The sequence below is a fragment of the Chryseobacterium sp. OSA05B genome (assembly GCF_019970065.1).
Taxonomy (GTDB): Bacteria; Bacteroidota; Bacteroidia; order Flavobacteriales; family Weeksellaceae; genus Chryseobacterium.
Genome location: NZ_JAHXYH010000003.1, coordinates 463,879 through 482,454, shown reverse-complemented (window position 1 = coordinate 482,454; position 18,576 = coordinate 463,879). Strand labels below are relative to the sequence as shown.

Genomic DNA, 18,576 nt, shown 5'->3' with positions numbered 1-18,576 from the left:
TAGAGGAAACGAAAAGTAAACATTTTATGTCTAAAAAAGTAAAGGATTTCGGAATCGAAAAAACACTCAAAAACCTTGGTATTAAAGAAGAAAATAAGGGGACTTCAGTGGGCGGAAAATATTTTGCTTCGGGGAAAACGATAGAAAGTTTTTCTCCCGTAGACGGCAGATTAATCGCCAAAATTAAGACTTCCGGAGAAAGTGATTATGACAAAGTAATTGAGACGGCTCAGAAGGCGTATCAGGAGTTTAGATCCATCCCTGCTCCTAAAAGAGGTGAGATCGTTAGGCAGCTTGGCCAGAAATTAAGAACATATAAAGACGACCTTGGAAAACTGGTTTCTTATGAAATGGGTAAATCCCTTCAGGAAGGTCTTGGAGAAGTTCAGGAAATGATTGATATCTGTGACTTCGCAGTTGGGGTTTCAAGACAGCTTCACGGTTATACGATGCATTCGGAAAGACCAGGTCACAGAATGTACGAGCAGTATCATCCACTAGGTGTGGTGGGAATTATCACCGCATTCAACTTTCCGGTTGCTGTATGGGCGTGGAATACCGCTCTAGCATGGATCTGCGGAAACGTGACGATCTGGAAACCATCAGAAAAAACACCATTGTGTGCCATCGCATGTCAGAACATTATGGCTGAAGTCGTAAAGGAGAACAATCTTCCTGAAGGTATTTCAAGCGTATTGGTAGCTGACCATGAGATCGGGCAGAAACTGGTAGACGATAAAAGAGTTTCATTGGTATCTTTCACAGGTTCTACAAGAGTAGGAAGAATGGTTTCTTCCAAAGTAGCTGAAAGATTCGGGAAATCTATCCTTGAATTAGGTGGAAACAACGCGATTATCATCACCAAAGATGCAGATATTGACATGTCTATCATCGGAGCTGTTTTCGGAGCTGTTGGTACGGCCGGACAGAGATGTACGTCTACAAGAAGACTGATTATCCACGAAAACGTATACAACGAAGTAAAAACCAGATTGGTAAAAGCTTATGGACAGCTGAAAATCGGTAATCCGTTGGATGAAAATAACCATGTAGGGCCACTTATCGATGTAGATGCTGTCAATCAATACGAAGAGGCGATCAAAAAATGTAAAAAAGAAGGCGGGAAATTCGCGGTTGAAGGTGGAGTACTAAGCGGAAAAGAATACGAATCAGGATGCTATGTAAAACCATGTATCGCAGAAGTTAAAAACTCTTATGAGATCGTTCAGCACGAAACTTTCGCGCCGATCTTATATCTGATCAAATACAAAACATTGGAGGAAGCTATTGCGATCCAGAACGATGTTCCTCAGGGATTGTCATCTGCTATCATGACTCAGAATCTTAGAGAAGCAGAATTATTCCTTTCTCATGCAGGTTCAGACTGCGGTATTGCGAATGTAAACATCGGAACTTCAGGTGCTGAAATCGGAGGTGCTTTTGGTGGTGAAAAAGAAACCGGAGGCGGAAGAGAATCCGGATCTGACGTTTGGAAATACTATATGAGAAGACAAACCAACACAATAAACTATACAGCTCAGCTTCCTTTAGCACAAGGGATTAAATTTGACCTGTAACCATTCTAATTTAAATCATTTAACGATTTAAAAATTTAAAAATTAATAACCTGGAATGTTTAATCTTTTTAAGCATTCAATTTTTAAATCAAACACAGTTAATTATGGAACAAACAATTGATATAAAAGCAAATAAAGTAAAAGAAACAGTAGGAAGACACGTTTTGGCAGATGGCTTTGATTTTGTGATGGATATTGAAAAATCCCACGGTTCATGGCTATATGACAAGCTTACAGACAAAGAGTATCTGGATATGTTCTCAATGTTTGCATCAGCTTCTGTAGGGTACAATCACCCGTATCTTGTAGAAAGATCAGAATGGCTGGGAAGAATGGCGGTTAACAAGCCTACTTTGGCAGACGTGTACTCAGAAGAATATGCTCACTTTCTGGAAGTTTTTGAAAGAGTAGTGATTCCTGAGGAACTGCAGTATGCTTTCTTTATTGAAGGTGGAAGTTTAGGGGTAGAAAATGCAATGAAGGCGTGCTTCGACTGGAAAACGCGTAAGAATTTTGAAAAAGGACTTCAGACGGAAGCCGGGATCTGTATTCATTTCAGACAGGCATTCCACGGAAGAAGCGGCTATACATTGAGCTTAACCAATACTTCTGACCCAAGAAAATATCAGTATTTCCCGATGTTTGAATGGCCAAGAATCTTAAATCCTAAATTATCTTTCCCTATCACGGAAGAGAATTTAGAGGAAACGATTAAGAATGAAAGATTAGCTCTTCTTCAGATTGAGGAAGCTATTCTGATGAATCCTGATAAAGTGGCATGTATCATTATTGAGCCTATCCAGGCTGAAGGTGGTGACAATCACTTCAGAGATGAGTTCTTAATGGGATTGAGAAAACTGTGTGATCAGAATGAGATCTTACTGATCTTTGATGAAGTTCAGACAGGTATTGCCATTACAGGGAAAATGTGGGCGTTCCAGCATTTCACAGCAAAACCGGATATTATTTCTTTCGGGAAAAAAGCTCAGGTTTGTGGGGTTTTAGCAAATAAAGAAAAATTTGATCAGATCCCGAACAATGTGTTCAGAGAAAGTTCAAGAATTAACTCTACTTTCGGAGGGAACTTTATCGACATGCTTCGTTTCCAGCTGGTGATGGAAGTGATCGAAAAAGAAAACCTTGTGGAAAACGCAAGAGTGGTTGGAGATTATCTGTTGGAAAGATTAAAAGAACTGGCTCAGAAATATCCTTCGAAAATTTCAAATGCAAGAGGAAGAGGCCTGATGTGTGCTATAGATCTTCCTTCAGCAGAAGACCGAAATCATCTGATGAACGAGCTTTTCAAGGATGGATTGATCATTCTTCCATGTGGAGATCAGTCACTTCGTTTCAGACCACATCTTAATGTTACACAGGAAGAAATTCAGTTGGCTTTAGATAAAATCGAGAACAATCTTAACAAAATTTAAAATCAAAGATTTGTAATTTTAAAAAAAACATTGTACATTTAGATACTCAAACGATATAGAATATGGAAAGAAGTACGAGAGTATCGGTTTTTGAAAGTGATAAGCCTTCAGAAATCCAGTTAATAAAGTCTAAATTGGATGATGCAAAAATTACAAACAGCGTCGAAAACAGTTATCTTACATTCACGACTACGCCTACCGCAACGTCGCTGAAAGTGATGGTAGATCTGGAAGACGAGAAGAATGCATTCGAAATTATAGATGCTTATCTTCAACAAAGTGAAAATCAATAAAACAATTTCATAATTTTAAATTTTACTACTTCGAACCGAAAATTAATTTTAATTAGTTTTCGGTTTTTTGATTCAAATAATGACAGCATTTAAAAATTCAAATATTTAAGAATTTAATCATTTAAAAAGATTAAAGGATTAAGGAATTTTGGACTTTTTATTTTGTGAATAGAATTTCAATAGAGGTGGGCTTTAAACCCGCCTGCCTTCACCATAAAACTACTAAAATCCGATTTTAACCAAAATATAAAACAACGAATCTCTTAATTCTCAATATAAAATAAACAACAATGAATGTAGAAACTAAGCTGAGAAAAGCTGAAATTGAAGACAGAAATGCCATTTGGGCTATTATCCAGCAATCCATTGAAAGAAGAAAGCAGGACGGAAGTACCCAATGGCAGAATGGTTATCCTAATATGGGAACGGTAGAAAGTGACATCGCAAAAGGCTTTGGATATGTGATGACAGTAGACGGAGAAATTGCTGTATATGCAGCTTTAATCTTAAATGATGAACCGGCTTACAGTACTATTGAAGGAGCTTGGCTGAGTGATGGAGAGTTCGTTGTGGTACATAGAGTCGCTGTTGATGGAAAATTTGCCGGTCAGGGAATGGTGAAGAAATTATTTGACCATATTGAAGATTTTACAAGATCCCATGAAATCCAGAGTATAAAAGTAGATACAAATTATGATAATATTGCCATGCTGAAGATCCTTGAAAGCAAGGGATATTCCTATTGTGGTGAAGTAGTTTTGGCTGACGGACTGAGAAAGGCCTATGAGAAGATTATAATTTAAGCCAAAAGTTAAATCAACTTTCATTGAATTTTTAAAAGAAGTTGTATTTATAAACTCTATCATGTTTGTTCGTTTAGTTCTGAACTAATTTCTACTTTTGTCAAAATTTTTATATTATGCACCAAAGTATAGAAATTGATGAAAAAATTTTTCAAGATGCCGTAAAGTTTTATGGCACCGTTTTCAACCTACCGCCTTTAGCGTCAAAAATCTATGCCTACCTGCTTTTCGATTACGAGAAAGTAGGTATTACTTTTGACGAATTTGTCGAAGTGCTTTCTGCAAGCAAAAGCTCTGTTTCCACCAGTATTTCACTACTGCTGAATGCACAGCTCATCATCGACCATAATAAAATGGATGAGCGAAAACGGTATTTTTTCATCAATGATGAATACAAGAAGATCAGATTTGAAAAAATTGTTCAAAAAATGGAGGACGAACTCAAACTGCTGGATGACCTAAACAACTTTAAAAAAAATCATGACAATGAATACAACGAACGTGTAGAAGCCTACAAAGCACTCTTACATAAAAACATAGAAAATATTCAGGAATCTCTTAATAAACTTTAAAATGAATAATAAGCTAGTTATACTTTCTATTGCAGCGTTTTCACTGACAGCCTGCAAAAAAGAAGCTCCGAAACAGGACGGCCCAAAACCTTATCCTGTGATCAATGTGGAGTCCAAAAATATAGTGGGCTATCAGACCTTCCCGGCTACCATCCAGGGAAGGGTCAACAATGATGTCCGCGCAAAAATACAGGGATACATCACTCAGGTTTTAGTAGACGAAGGACAGTATGTTACAAAAGGACAGCCGTTGTTCCGTCTGGAAACCAATATCCTGACTGAAAATGCTGCTGCTTCCAAAGCCGGTATCGGTGCAGCCGAATCTACCATTGCAGCGGCACAGGCTTCTGTAAATGCGGCCCAGGTAGAAGTCAACAAACTGAAACCTCTTGTTCAGAAAAATATCATCAGCAATGTACAGCTGCAGACGGCTCAGGCAAATCTTGCTCAGGCTCAGGCTCAGTTACAGCAAGCTAATGCAGCCAAAAGACAGGCCGTTGCCAATTATAAAGGAGTAGAAGCCAATATCGAGTATTCCGTTATTCGCGCACCTATTTCAGGAGTTATTGGAAGACTTCCTTTAAAAGTGGGAAGTTTAGTAGGTCCGACAGATCAGACGGCCTTAACGACTATTTCGGATACTTCTGAATTGTTTGCTTATTTTTCTATGAATGAAAAAGAATACTTTGATTTCCTTGAAAAATCTCCGGGCTCCAGTATGTCAGAGAAGATCAAAAATCTTCCGATGGTTGAGCTACAATTGGCGAACGGAAGTATTTATTCTGAAAAAGGTAGAATTGAAGCGATTACTGGACAAATAGATGCAACTACAGGGACTATTCAGTTCAGGGTTGCCTTTGCCAATCCACAGAAATTGCTGAGCAATGGAAACAGTGGATCTATCAGACTTCCAAAAGCATATGATAATGTATTGGTCGTTCCTGAAAGTGCAACTTACGAACAGCAGGGTATCGTTTACGTTTATAAAATTGATAAAGGAGATACTGCAAGAAATGTGGTGATCAATGTGATCGACAGAATCGACAATATGGCCTTAATAAAATCAGGCATCAATAAAGGTGAAATGATTGTTGCTGCAGGTATCGGAGGACTGAAAACAGGAACTGCCGTGAAGCCGAAACCCGTAAAAATGGATAGCCTTGTACAATCTATAAAACCGAAATTCTAAAATGATTAAAAATTTTATAAACCGACCGGTTTTATCCACCGTAATCTCAATCCTGATTGTGATTCTCGGGGTTTTGGGGTTGATTGCCCTACCAGTCACACAGTATCCGGATATTGCACCTCCCACAGTAAGCGTTTCAGCAAACTATACGGGAGCCAATGCGGAAACTGTCATGAAAAGTGTTGTAGTACCTCTGGAAGAACAGATCAACGGGGTGGAAGGAATGGATTACATTACTTCCAGTGCCGGAAATGATGGTTCAGCACAAATTCAGGTATTCTTTAAACAGGGAATTGATCCGGATATTGCTGCGGTAAACGTACAGAACCGTGTGACCAGAGCAACACCATTACTTCCAAGTGAAGTGACCCGTTCAGGAGTTGTCACGCAGAAGCAGCAGACCAGTGCATTGATGTATATGTCTTTTTATTCTGAAAATAAGGATCTGGATGATGTATATCTTCAGAACTTTTTGAATATCAACATTATTCCAAACTTAAAAAGAATTAACGGAGTAGGTGATGCTAACGTTTTCGGAGGTAAGAATTATTCCATGAGAGTTTGGCTTGATCCTTCAAAAATGGCAGCTTACGGATTAACTCCTGATGATGTTACGGCTGCAATTAATGAGCAGAGTAGAGAAGCAGCTGCGGGTTCCATTGGACAAAACAGTGGTAGCTCTTTTGAATATATCATTAAATATGTCGGGAAATTCAACGAAAAGGACCAATATGACAACATCATCATTAAAGCGCTTCCGAGTGGACAGAACTTAATGCTGAAAGATGTGGCTAAAGTTGAATTGGCAGGCCAGTCTTATACGGGAGTCGGAGAAAACGGAAACAACCCGTCCATCAGTATGGGGATCTTCCAGACACCGGGTTCCAATGCCCAGGAAATTATTAAAAATATCAAAACCTATCTGAAATCAGCAGAAGGAAGCTTTCCACAAGGGGTAAAATATACGTTTAACTTTGATACCAACGAATTCCTTGAGGCATCGATTGAAAAGGTGGTTCATACCTTAATTGAAGCCTTTATTCTGGTATTTATCGTGGTATATATTTTCTTACAGGACTTCAGATCTACACTAATTCCGGCCATTGCGGTTCCGGTATCAATTGTAGGTGCATTTTTCTTCCTGAACTTATTCGGATATTCATTAAACCTTTTAACCTTATTCGCATTGGTTCTTGCGATTGGTATCGTGGTGGATGACGCTATTGTCGTCGTCGAGGCCGTTCACGCCAAAATGGAACACGGTATTGCCGATGCTAAAAAGGCAACCGTAGAGGCGATGGATGAAATCACAGGAGCTATTATTTCCATTACTTTGGTGATGGCAGCGGTATTCGTTCCGGTGACGTTTATTACAGGTCCAACGGGGGTTTTCTATCAGCAGTTTGGTATTACACTGATCATAGCGATTATCATTTCTGCGATTAATGCATTAACGCTGAGTCCGGTTCTATGTTCATTATTCTTAAAACCTCACTCAGAGCATCACTCAGAATATAAAAACTTAAACCTGTTACAGAAATTTTTCTACAAGTTCAATATTGCTTTCAAAACGGCAACCGATCGTTACGGAAGAGGATTTGTGTTCTTATTAAGACATAAATGGGTTACATTGGTCATCTTTGCGGTTACCGGTGGTATTTTATTCTGGGCAAGCAGCAGCATGAAGAAAGGTTTCGTGCCTACAGAAGACAGAGGGATCATTTTTACAGACGTACAGCTTCCTCCGGGTGCTTCCATGGAAAGAACATACAATGCTTTGAAAACCCTTCAGGCTAATGCTTTAAAAGTTCCCGGGGTACAAAACGTAACGATTTCCACCGGTAGAGGTTTCTTATCCGGAAACGGTAGTAATAACGGTCTTGCGTTTGTTAAGCTGAAACCATTTGACGAAAGGAAAAAAGACGGGCAGACCTCTGAAGATATTACTAAAAAACTTTTTGGTATTTCAGGAAAAGTTCCGGATGCGAAAATTGTATTCTTCCAGCCGCCGAGTGTACCCGGTTTTGGTAACAGTGCCGGTTTTGAAATGGTATTGTTAGACAAATCAGGAGGAGATTATGCTGATCTTGATAACAAAACCAACGAGTTCATCGGAAAGCTGATGCAGAGACCTGAGATTGAATTTGCCCAATCTTCATTTAACACAAAATACCCTCAGTATCAAATGGACATCAATGTTCCTTTGGCCAAGCAGATGGGCGTTTCTGTAAACACTATTTTAAGTACGATGCAGGGATATATCGGAGGAGTTTACACCGCCGACTTTACAAAATACGGAAAACAGTTCAGAGTAATGGTTCAGGCACTTCCTGAAAACAGACAGAACATCAGTAATCTAAATGAACTGTATGTGAGAACAGCTTCCGGAGTGATGTCGCCAATTTCTCAGTTTGTAACGCTGAAAAAAGCATACGGACCACAGTCTGTAAGCCGATATAACCTGTTTACTTCAGTGAAGATTACAGGAGCCAACTCTGCAGGATTCAGTTCTGGAGATGCGATTACCGCTGTACAGGACGTTGCCAAAGAAACTTTAAATCAAAATTACGATGTAGAGTTTACGGGGTTAACAAGAGAAGAATTAAATTCAGGATCTCAGACTCTTTTGATCTTTGGATTAAGTTTAATTTTCGTTTACTTTATTCTTTCTGCTCAGTATGAGAGTTATATTCTCCCGTTGGTGGTGGTGATTTCTCTTCCTCTCGGGGTAATGGGAGCGTATTTCGGACAAAAAATAATGGGATTAGAAAACAATATTTATTTCCAGATCGCTTTGATTATGTTAGTCGGATTGCTCGCGAAAAACGCCATTTTGATCATCGAATTCGCTGTTCAGAGAAGGCATCATGGGGAAACTATTGTCATGTCCGCTATCAATGCAGCAAAAGCCAGATTGAGACCGATCCTGATGACCTCATTTGCATTTATCTTCGGATTACTGCCATTGGTTCTTGCGAGTGGAATCGGAGCGGTAGGTAACCGGTCTATTGCAACAGGTGCAGCGATAGGATTATTAATAGGTACCATTTTAGGACTTTTTGTAATTCCTGTTTTGTATGTAATTTTCCAGACTTTACAAGAAAAAGTGAAGCCGATTAAAAGAGAAGATATCAATTTAGCAGAATAAAATTAATTAGAGAAGTTAGAAGCTAGATATTAGAAATTAGTCTAAAATCCTGTCTAGCTTCTAGCCTCTACCATCTAATTTCTAATTAACAAAAATGAAGAGTTTATTAAACATCATAAAAGGAATAACTTTTTCAGCTGTCATACTGGGAACCATCACGTCATGTATGGCCAGAAAAGAGTATGAGAGACCGAAAAACGTTGTAGACGAAAAGCTTTTCCGTACAGATATGCTTCCTTCGGACAGTGTAAGTGTAGGAACCGTCTCGTGGAAGGAAATTTTTACGGATCCTGTATTGCAGGGGCATATTTCCAAAGCTTTGGAAAACAACCTGGATATCAGGATTGCACTGCAGAGCATTGGTTCGGCAGAAGCTTACCTGAAACAGAGTAAAGCAGCTTATCAGCCAACCCTTTCTGTAGGACCAAACTATACGTTCCAGACTCAGTCTATCAATACACAGTTTGGACAGATCATCGGAGAAAGACGGTATGTCAACCAGTTTGATATTACGGCAACTATCGGATGGGAAGCGGATCTTTGGGGAAAATTAAAAGCTCAGGAAAAAGCACAGCTGGCTACCTATCTGGGAACTGTTGCTGCTCACAAAGCGGTTAAAAGTGATTTGGTAGCTTCTATTGCTTCGGCTTATTACCAGCTTCTGACCTTTGATGCTCAAAAAAGAATCATCAATGAAACCATAGCAGTAAGAGAAAAGAATCTGGAAACTACCAAAGCCTTAAAAATCTCAGGAAATGTTACAGAAGTAGCTGTACAGCAGAGTGAAGCGCTTGTTTTCAATGCCAAGTCACTATTGATCGATATTGAAACACAGACCCAGCTGCTTGAAAATACAATGAGCCTTCTGTTGGGAGAATCTTCGCATTCGATTGCAAGATCCACACTGGAAACACAAAAGCTTCCGATAGATCTTAAATTGGGGTATCCTGCACAGTTACTCGCTAACCGTCCGGATGTGATGAGAGCAGAATATAGTCTGATGAATGCTTTCGAGCTTACAAAATCGGCAAAAGCTCAGTTTTATCCTACGTTAAAACTTACGGGAAGTGGTGGATTGCAGTCAGTGGACCTTGACCATTTGTTCAGTGTGAATTCACTCTTTGCGAATGTGGTAGCCGGTCTGGCTCAGCCGATCTTAAATAAAAGACAGATTCAGACAAACTATGATGTAAGTCTTGCGAATCAGGAAACGGCTTATCTGAACTTCAGAAAAACCGTTCTTACAGCAGGAAAAGAGGTTTCAGACGCAATCAGAGTATTTTCAGTTCAGGATTCATTTATTGAATTAAAACAAAAAGAACTGGATGCGTACAAAAAATCTGTTGATTATTCTCAGGAACTGGTTACCTACGGGATGGCTAATTACCTTGAAGTATTGAATGCAAGTGTGAATTCATTAAACGCAGAGTTGAATATCTCCAATGCGGAATACAATAAAATGAAAGCTGCTGTAGAGCTGTACCAGGCTCTTGGTGGTGGATGGAAATAACCATTTTCATTCAAACAGTAATAAAAACGTACATCAGAAATGATGTACGTTTTTTGTTGTTTATTTTTTGGAAAGACTAAGGCATAAATTTTTTATCTGCGATAAAATTGATGAACACCTGCATTACGAGGAGTATAACGACGAAGCAATCTCACTATCCTCCCTTAGCTGAAAATCTTTGATTTTCTTGCGCCTTTGCTATTTTCCAACAACAAAAATATCCTTATTAAAGGACAATATGGTAGTCTATTAAACTTTAAAAACAATATAAAGAGTAATTTTATTTGTATATATGTAGTAAACTACGTAGTTTTGTATTGTAAAATAATAGAGACATGAAAGTACATATTCAACAACTAGATAATACTTATTCCGATCAGCTTATCGATATGATTCTGAATATCCAGCAAAAAGAATTTAACGTACCAATTACCATTGAAGACCAACCGGACCTTAAGCAGATCGAAAGCTTTTATACGGAAGCGGGTGGAAACTTCTGGGGTGCTTTTATTGACGGCCAACTTGTCGGTTCCATAGCATTGGTTAAATTTGATGAAAGGGCTGGGGCCGTAAGAAAAATGTTTGTCAAAAAAGAATTCAGAGGAAAAGAACTGAATATTGCCCAGGAACTTCTGGAAGTTTTAATTGCTTTCTGCCGCGAAAGAAAAATAGATGCCATCTACCTGGGAACAGTGAATATACTGAAAGCGGCCATACGTTTTTATGAGCGAAACCATTTTTTACAGGTCGAAAAAGAAAATCTGCCGATGCATTTTCCATTGATGAATGCAGATAATGTTTTTTATGCTTTAACGATAAACCAAACGATATGAATATAATAGATGAATCGGGGATTCTTGCAATATCCACCAGACTTCAGCGTCTCAGTGAACAGCTAAGAAAAGATGGAGCTTTGATCTACAAATCCTTCGGGATTGATTTTGAACCAAAATGGTTTCCGGTCATCTTTACATTGCATCACAAAAAGATGCTGAGTGTAGTGGAGATCGCAAACGAGATAGGGTACACCCATCCTTCAACTATAAGTTTACTCAAAGAACTCGAAAAACAGAAACTTATTCAGTCAAAAAAAGATAAGCAGGATGAGCGGAGAAGACTGATTGTACTTTCTCCAAAAGGAATTGAACTGATTGAGAAAATGCAACCGGTTTGGGAATTGGTCTCAAAAGTATTGGGTGAGATTGCCGACAATCAAAATCACCTTCTGAAGGCTATTGATGAAGCTGAAGCGAAAATTGCTGAGCAGTCTTTTTATCAGAGGGCCTTGCAATTAAAGAATTCAAAGTAAAAAGGATCACACTATTTCAGTGTGATCCTTTGTCTTAGTGGAGAATACGGGATTCGAACCCGTGACCTTTTGACTGCCAGTCAAACGCGCTAGCCAACTGCGCCAATCCCCCATTCTTTCTTTAATTTTAAAGCGCTACAAAAGTAAGTATTTAAATGATATGTGCAAATTTTTTGTTGGTTTTTTTCTCTAGAATAAAGGGTTTTTTATAAAAGCATCTGGAAAATAGAGCTATATTAAAAAATGAAGCTTTAAAATCTCTTAAAAAATGTGGCAACGCTTTCCCCTAATATAACATTTACTTTTGAAAATCCTTCAATCCTGTCGTTCGTAATGCTCAGTCAATCATGAAGTACTGAATCTGTTTTTTCGTTGTTCAATAGAAAGAAAAAGTATAGTTTTACGTATTCCTGATTTATGAAAAAAATATATCTCTTTTTTTCTCTCTTGTATAGTACCGCTTTATTTTCTCAAAAGGAAGATTCGGCAACCCTTGTGTCAGAAGTTAAAATTGATGCATACAAGAAACCGTCAGGATTTATGTCTTCGACAAAATCAGTGTCTGTGGTCTCTGAAAATATCCTCAATCAAAATACCCCAGAAAGAATGCTAGAATCCATCAATCAGACGGCTGGTGTCAGGATGGAAGAACGCTCTCCCGGAAGTTACAGGCTTTCTGTTCGCGGAAGCACTTTGAGATCTCCTTTTGGTGTTCGTAATGTAAAAGTGTATCTGGATGACTTTATTCTATCCGATGCTTCCGGAAACACGTATTTGAATGTGATTTCTCCTGAGCTGATCGACAGGATGGAAATTTACAAAGGACCGGAAAGTGGAGACTATGGAGCCGTTACGGGAGGTACAGTTCTTCTTAAAACCAAAGATTCGGAAAATCTTTCTGCCGGTCTTTCCATTGGAAGTTATGGAACTTTTAATGAGAGTTTTAATCTGTCAAAACAACTGCGAAAACATTTTGTTGAAATTTTTCAGAATCATTACCAGACAGATGGGTACAGACAGCAATCGGAAATGATGAGGAAGCAGATTTTCATTAAAGATCATGTTCAGTATTCAGAAAAAGGATGGCTCCGGGCCATGCTTATGTATACTGATCTGGATTACCAGACTCCCGGGGGATTAACGCTTGGACAAATGCAGGTTGATAGAAAACTGGCAAGGCCTGCAACTCCTGCACTACCTGGTGCTGTGGAGCAAAATGCAGGAATCCGCAACAAAATGATTTTGGCAGGTCTCTCAAATGAATATAATTTTGCCCCTGCCTTTTCTCATTTTATTTTAGTTCAGGGATCATATGTTGATTTTAAAAATCCATTTATTACCAATTTTGAGAATCGTTTTGAAAAGAATTTTGCTTTACGGACCCATTTGAATTATGAGAAAAACTGGACAAAAATTTCATTAGCATGGCGATTCGGCTTTGAAGGAGGCATCAACGATATTCTGGTGAAAAACTATGATAATAATAAGGGATATGAAGGCAGTCCTCAAAATTTTGACCGGATCAGAAATACTTCAGGTTTTTATTTCCTATCTCAGAAACTCAATTTTAATTCCAAACTTTTTACTGATATTTCTTTGAGCCTTAATTCAAATTTCTATAAAGGAGAGAGACTTTATCTCCAGCCACAGAGCATCAGGACGCATTTTAAAGACCAATGGCTTCCCAATTTTGGGCTCACCTATATGCTGGCAAAAGGTTTTTCAGTGCGGGGAAAGATAGGTAAGGGAAATTCTGCCCCCACCAATGAAGAAATACGGTCATCTACTCAGGAGTTTAATCTTACCCTAAGCCCTGAATTTGGATGGAATAAAGAGGTTGGCATCAGAAAGCAGTTTGGAAATTCTATTTTTATTGAAGGAAGTTATTTTGACTTCCGCATGAAAGATGCGATTGTGAGAAGACAAAATGAAGCTGGTCAGGAATATTTTGTCAATGCAGGAGAAACGGTTCAGAAAGGTTGGGAAGTTCTTTTGGAAACTAATGATTTTGATTTGAAAAATGATTTTTTCAGTAAAATAAAATTCCGTTTTTCAGGCGCGTTTTACCACTTTAAATTTAAAAATTACATTCAGAATGAAAATGATTTTTCAGGGAATGATCTGACAGGAGTTCCGGGAACGACACTTAACAGCTTACTTAATTTTACTTTTTTCAAAAAACTGTCTATCGATTATTCTCATTTTTACACTTCAAAAATACCGTTGAATGATGCTAATTCTGCGTGGTCAGAGCCGAGTTTAATAGGAAATGTACAATTGAGGTTTCCGTTCAGTTTTGATAAGACAAGATTAAATCTGTCCTTGCAGATTCAGAATATTTACAATGAGAACTATGTCTCCGGTTTTGATAGTAATGCTTTTGGAAACCGGTATTTTAATCCAGCTGCTAAAAGAAATTTTGTACTGGGTGTTAAAGCCAATTTTTAATCTCCAGCACTTAAAAAGGATCTAATATATTCATCAAGATGAACATGTTCGTTACCATTTTTTCAGCAATAGATTTCCTCTAAAGGAGAGAATTAGATACAGTAGCCCAATTTTTGCTAGAATCACTATAGCTTATATTACTTTACTGTTTATATAATATAAAAAAGAGTGATCTGCCAATAAACTATTAAACCACATAGCGAAAAAAACATATATGAAAAAAATTCTTATTCTGCTGTTATCATTTGGATACTTCAGCATTTTTTCACAGTCAAAAGTCATGGTCAGAACTTCCGGAGACCAGTCACCCATTTCTAATGCAACCGTTTCCTGTAACAACAAAATAATAGGCAGAACAGATGCATCAGGCATATCTGTTTTTACAACAAAATGTAAAAAAGTAGAAATTTCTGCAAGCGGATTCCAGAGTGATGATATTGTTGTTGATAAAGTGATGGAAGTCTTTTTAGCTAAGACCGATCCCAATGTCAAAAATATTCAGACTATAGTTTTGGAAAATAAAAGTGATCCCAGGGCATTGGAAATTCTCAGGAAAGTCAACGAAAATTACCAACAGAATTCTCCTAAGAGTTTAGATTCCTATTCATTCAAGTCCTATGAGAAAATTTCGCTGGATTTTGATGAAGACAGTATCAATGCTTATAATGCTTATATCACCAACCGTATTGATTCGCTTAAGAAGCTGCCGCAACGTTCCATGAAAGCAGCGGAGAGAAAAGATTCTCTGGAGTCTGTTAATCTGATGAAGCTGGTAGGCGGAAGTAAAATGTTTTTATGGGAAAGAGCCTCTCAAAATCTGTACTCAAAAAAGTACGGGGAGAAAATTAATATTTTGGATAACAAAGTGGCTGGTCTAAAAGAGCCTATATATGAATTGATGGCTTTCCGCTCCAACAGAAATCAGATCCCAAAGGAAGTGCGTGAGGAAAATAGAAATCTTTATCGTTTCTTTCTGACAGATTCTATCGAAATAGAGGGCCGCGAAAATTATGTTATCCGCTTTCGTCAGGTTGATGACAAACAGTCTGCAAAACAAAGAAAATTCAATGGGTATCTCTATGTGGATAAAGAAACGTATGCGCTGAAAAAAATAGAAAGTAATAGTAAAATTAAGAGTGAAGGCAGTATTACGAGCATCTGGAAACCTGTTGAAAACAAATGGTTCCTGGTCAAAGAAAACTACAAGCTGAAAATGGGTTCTGCCTCTTTTGACAATGAGGATAGTAAGGATAAAGATAAAACCAAAGACGAAAAAGAATCCGCTAAAAAGAACAGAAAAAAGTTTGGTAGTTATGCTTTTGTCACGGCTGATTATTTTGATTTCAAAACCTCTATTGAAGAAAAGCCTGAAGATTTTAAAGGCTATACCATGAGCGTTAAAAATTCAGACGGAAATACCATTGATCAATACCGTACGGAAAATCTGACCAGCCGGGAAGCTGCAACTTATACCAAAATCGATAGCTTAAGCGCCAAATATAAACTCAACCAAAGAGCAAAAGCGCTAACCGGTTTGCTCAAAGGAAAAGTAAGATTGGGAATGTTTGATTTTGACCTGGCTCGCGTAATTGGTTACAATAAATATGAGCACATCCGTCTGGGTGCCGGTGCCAAACTGAATGAAAAGTTCAGCAGGTTTATTTCTCCGGATGCTTATTTTGCGTACGGTATTTATGATCAGGATTTTAAATACGGAGTGGGAGTAGACGTACGGACAACATTGCAGAAAAACTCCTTTTTCCGGGCTGAATATTTTGATGATGTGATGGCAGCCGGCCGTTTTTCTGAAAATTTATGGAATTTCAGAATGAAAATAATGAACTCAGGGGTTGCTCTGAATAATAACGTTTTTTTTGGGTATAAAGGTTTTAAAGTGAGTTACGAAAATGACATTACCAATGCCTTAACGATCAATATTGCAACTAAAAGGACCCAGGAAGAATCGAAATTTAACTATAATTTTAAAGAACTGGGAAGCCGTTTCGATATTGCATCATCAACCATCACACTAAAGTATTCTCCTAATTCTAAAAATATTATGACTCCTACCGGAAAATATACGTACGAACAGAATCTTCCGGAATTCTATCTGAATTATGAGCAGGCCTATAAAGCATTGGGTGGTGATGTTCAGTTCAGTAGATTTGACGCACTATTTGTTCATAATTTTAAGACTAAGCTTGGTTTAACGGGGGTTAGACTGTATGGAGGACTAGTGACCGGTGATGCACCAATATGGAAGAATTTTACGTTGAACGGATTGGGTAACGGAAACGGAGGATTGAATTTCAACCTGACTTCCTATCTGGGTTTTGCAACAATGGAAGGCGGAAAATACTACAATGATAAATTTGTAGGAGCATATCTGACACATAGACTGCCTTGGTATTTTAAAAGTTTTGGAAAAAACGTTTCAAGCTTCGATGTAATTTATAGAGGAACAATCGGCGATATGAAAAATCCGGAATTTCACCAGTTTGAAATTAAAAAATTAGATCACTTGTATAATGAGCTGGGACTGGAGTGGAATAATTTCTTATCCTCTCAATTTAATTTAGGGTTTTTCTACAGGGTAGGGCATTACAATACTCCAAAATTTAAAGACAATTTTGCCATTCAATTTAAGCTTAAACTTTTGGGATTCTAAAAGTTATCTGAAATGCTGTGGTTGTGAAAAATGACGATTAGGATTTAAATCTGGAGAAGATTTATCATCTCCAATTACTTAATGACTCCAGATCGGTTATTATTTCGTTAAAAATAGAAGTAAATAAAGAGTTACATCAACAGGCTAGGACCACCTGTTTTATCTGTTAGAACGTTGCTGGGAGACTGTAACGGTTCTGGTTTTGTCTTATTAAAAATTTATTAAATAGATCGTTTAAGAATATAATACATTAAAAACTAGTGTATTTGATTAATTTTATATATTTTCGAAAAAAAATCACGGTTAATAGAATAATGGGAATGTTATCATTTTAGTCAGATTAAGATTTCATCTGTCAGTCTGAAAAAAAGATAAGATTGCTATAATTTTTTTGATACACACCAAAAACTTTTTAAAAAAATATTATGAAAAAAAAACTATTATTTTGTATGTCTTTACTGGCGACCACGTTGGTATATGCCCAAAATGATGATTGTTCAGGAGCAACATCATTAACTGTAGGTGCCGATTTTGCATCAGCTGCCATTACTTCCACCAATACCAATGCTACTACTGACGGTTCTGTTCCATCGTGTAATTCAGATGCATTGGAGAATGTCTGGTTCAGCGTAGTTGTTCCGGCAAGTGGAAACGTTAAGATAGAAACCCAGGAAGTTTCCGGGTCTTTATTTGATGATTCAGTCCTTACTGTATACAGTGGAACCTGCGGATCTTTAACAGAGATTGACTGTAATGACGATGCTGGGGGACTTTTTTCGCTGATTTCATTAACCGGACAGACCCCGGGAACAACACTTTATGTAAGTGTTTGGAAATATGATTCCGATATAGATAACGGAGAGTTCCAGATTTCGGCGTATGATCCTTTACCACCTTCTAATGACAATTGCTCAGGGGCTACACCATTAACGGTAGGAACCGATTTCGCGTCAGGAACAACCACTTCTAACAATTCAGGAGCTACAACAGATGGGGCTGTGCCTTCGTGTAATTCTGATGCTGTGGAGAATATCTGGTTCAGTGTAGTGGTTCCACAGAGTGGTAATCTTACCATAGAAACCAAAGAAGCTTCCGGGTCTTCATTTGGAGACTCAACCGTTTCTGTTTATAGCGGAACCTGTGGTTCTTTAACAGAAGTGGGCTGTAATGATGATGGGGGTGATGGTCTTTTTTCTCTGATCTCATTAACCGGACAGACTCCTGGAGCTACTTTGTATATAAGTGCATGGAAATATGATGCTGGTGAAGGTAATGGAGAATTCCAGATTTCAGCATACGACAGTACAGCGCTGTCTACCCAGGAAGTAGCTGAAAACACAAAAAAGATCAGCGTATCACCCAATCCGTTCAGTGATCTGCTTATGATTTCAGATGTATCCGATGTAAAATCAGTTAACGTTACAGATGCTTTAGGAAGATGGGTTAAAACTATTGAAAAACCATCTGCATCTATTCATCTTGGCGACTTAAAAGAGGGTATTTATTTTATTACCTTAAAAATGAATGATGGCAGTATCAAAACTTTGAAAACGATCAAAAAATAATCAATTTTTTAGTATTAATAACAACAAAGGCTGCCATTGGCTGCCTTTGTTGTTTACCTCCCTC

Annotated in this window: 13 protein-coding genes and 1 tRNA gene; 13 read left to right on the top strand and 1 reads right to left on the bottom strand. The window is 38.0% G+C overall.

Features of this window, described 5'->3' with window-relative positions; all coding sequences use genetic code 11:
• The first annotated feature begins 26 nt into the window (after positions 1-26).
• The 10 genes from LC419_RS14395 to LC419_RS14350 all read left to right on the top strand — a co-directional run bounded on the left by LC419_RS14395 (position 27) and on the right by LC419_RS14350 (position 11,831).
• Positions 27-1,577: an aldehyde dehydrogenase family protein gene (locus LC419_RS14395; RefSeq protein WP_223608018.1), complete on the top strand. Its 1,551-nt coding sequence runs from the start codon at positions 27-29 to the stop codon at positions 1,575-1,577.
• Positions 1,578-1,681: 104 nt separating this feature from the next.
• Positions 1,682-3,007, top strand: a complete 1,326-nt coding sequence (gene lat / locus LC419_RS14390; RefSeq protein ID WP_223608017.1) for an L-lysine 6-transaminase — start codon at positions 1,682-1,684, stop codon at positions 3,005-3,007.
• A 62-nt stretch (positions 3,008-3,069) separates the two neighbouring features.
• Positions 3,070-3,300 carry a DUF2007 domain-containing protein gene (locus tag LC419_RS14385; RefSeq protein ID WP_223608016.1) on the top strand — a complete coding sequence of 77 codons (231 nt, stop codon included), beginning with the start codon at positions 3,070-3,072 and terminating at the stop codon, positions 3,298-3,300.
• 290 nt (positions 3,301-3,590) lie between these two features.
• The gene (locus LC419_RS14380; protein WP_223608015.1) at positions 3,591-4,103 is read left to right on the top strand and encodes a GNAT family N-acetyltransferase; all 513 of its coding nucleotides are present in this window, start codon (positions 3,591-3,593) and stop codon (positions 4,101-4,103) included.
• A 116-nt stretch (positions 4,104-4,219) separates the two neighbouring features.
• Positions 4,220-4,675, top strand: a complete 456-nt coding sequence (locus LC419_RS14375; protein WP_223608014.1) for a transcriptional regulator — start codon at positions 4,220-4,222, stop codon at positions 4,673-4,675.
• 1 nt (position 4,676) lies between these two features.
• Positions 4,677-5,864 carry an efflux RND transporter periplasmic adaptor subunit gene (locus tag LC419_RS14370; RefSeq protein WP_223608013.1) on the top strand — a complete coding sequence of 396 codons (1,188 nt, stop codon included), beginning with the start codon at positions 4,677-4,679 and terminating at the stop codon, positions 5,862-5,864.
• 1 nt (position 5,865) lies between these two features.
• Positions 5,866-9,012, top strand: a complete 3,147-nt coding sequence (locus tag LC419_RS14365) for an efflux RND transporter permease subunit (protein WP_223608012.1) — start codon at positions 5,866-5,868, stop codon at positions 9,010-9,012.
• 94 nt (positions 9,013-9,106) lie between these two features.
• Positions 9,107-10,522, top strand: coding sequence for an efflux transporter outer membrane subunit (locus LC419_RS14360; RefSeq protein ID WP_223608011.1), 1,416 nt, complete (start codon positions 9,107-9,109; stop codon positions 10,520-10,522).
• A 335-nt stretch (positions 10,523-10,857) separates the two neighbouring features.
• Positions 10,858-11,355: a GNAT family N-acetyltransferase gene (locus LC419_RS14355; protein WP_223608010.1), complete on the top strand. Its 498-nt coding sequence runs from the start codon at positions 10,858-10,860 to the stop codon at positions 11,353-11,355.
• Positions 11,352-11,831, top strand: a complete 480-nt coding sequence (locus LC419_RS14350) for a MarR family winged helix-turn-helix transcriptional regulator (protein WP_223608009.1) — start codon at positions 11,352-11,354, stop codon at positions 11,829-11,831. Before LC419_RS14355 ends, LC419_RS14350 begins: the two co-directional genes overlap by 4 nt.
• Before the next feature lie 38 nt (positions 11,832-11,869).
• On the opposite strand, the gene LC419_RS14345 is transcribed toward LC419_RS14350, so the two are convergent.
• Positions 11,870-11,943 (bottom strand) — tRNA-Ala (locus LC419_RS14345).
• Positions 11,944-12,371: 428 nt separating this feature from the next.
• Here LC419_RS14345 and LC419_RS14340 point away from each other — a divergent pair.
• From LC419_RS14340 to LC419_RS14330, 3 genes are all read left to right on the top strand, one after another.
• Positions 12,372-14,279 (top strand): TonB-dependent receptor, encoded by a 1,908-nt coding sequence (locus LC419_RS14340; RefSeq protein ID WP_223608008.1) that lies wholly within the window; start codon positions 12,372-12,374, stop codon positions 14,277-14,279.
• Between the two features lie 214 nt (positions 14,280-14,493).
• Positions 14,494-16,947: a hypothetical protein gene (locus tag LC419_RS14335; RefSeq protein ID WP_223608007.1), complete on the top strand. Its 2,454-nt coding sequence runs from the start codon at positions 14,494-14,496 to the stop codon at positions 16,945-16,947.
• 425 nt (positions 16,948-17,372) lie between these two features.
• A complete protein-coding gene (locus tag LC419_RS14330; protein WP_223608006.1) occupies positions 17,373-18,512 on the top strand; it encodes a T9SS type A sorting domain-containing protein in 1,140 nt (379 codons plus the stop codon).
• Positions 18,513-18,576: the final 64 nt, after the last annotated feature.

Excerpts from the sequence above, each read along its gene's own strand:
- LC419_RS14395 (WP_223608018.1), top strand. The coding sequence starts at position 27 with ATGTCTAAAAAAGTAAAGGATTTCGGAATCGAAAAAACACTCAAAAAC.
- lat (WP_223608017.1), top strand. The coding sequence starts at position 1,682 with ATGGAACAAACAATTGATATAAAAGCAAATAAAGTAAAAGAAACAGTA.
- LC419_RS14385 (WP_223608016.1), top strand. The coding sequence starts at position 3,070 with ATGGAAAGAAGTACGAGAGTATCGGTTTTTGAAAGTGATAAGCCTTCA.
- LC419_RS14380 (WP_223608015.1), top strand. The coding sequence starts at position 3,591 with ATGAATGTAGAAACTAAGCTGAGAAAAGCTGAAATTGAAGACAGAAAT.
- LC419_RS14375 (WP_223608014.1), top strand. The coding sequence starts at position 4,220 with ATGCACCAAAGTATAGAAATTGATGAAAAAATTTTTCAAGATGCCGTA.
- LC419_RS14370 (WP_223608013.1), top strand. The coding sequence starts at position 4,677 with ATGAATAATAAGCTAGTTATACTTTCTATTGCAGCGTTTTCACTGACA.
- LC419_RS14365 (WP_223608012.1), top strand. The coding sequence starts at position 5,866 with ATGATTAAAAATTTTATAAACCGACCGGTTTTATCCACCGTAATCTCA.
- LC419_RS14360 (WP_223608011.1), top strand. The coding sequence starts at position 9,107 with ATGAAGAGTTTATTAAACATCATAAAAGGAATAACTTTTTCAGCTGTC.
- LC419_RS14355 (WP_223608010.1), top strand. The coding sequence starts at position 10,858 with ATGAAAGTACATATTCAACAACTAGATAATACTTATTCCGATCAGCTT.
- LC419_RS14350 (WP_223608009.1), top strand. The coding sequence starts at position 11,352 with ATGAATATAATAGATGAATCGGGGATTCTTGCAATATCCACCAGACTT.
- LC419_RS14340 (WP_223608008.1), top strand. The coding sequence starts at position 12,372 with ATGTCTTCGACAAAATCAGTGTCTGTGGTCTCTGAAAATATCCTCAAT.
- LC419_RS14335 (WP_223608007.1), top strand. The coding sequence starts at position 14,494 with ATGAAAAAAATTCTTATTCTGCTGTTATCATTTGGATACTTCAGCATT.
- LC419_RS14330 (WP_223608006.1), top strand. The coding sequence starts at position 17,373 with ATGAAAAAAAAACTATTATTTTGTATGTCTTTACTGGCGACCACGTTG.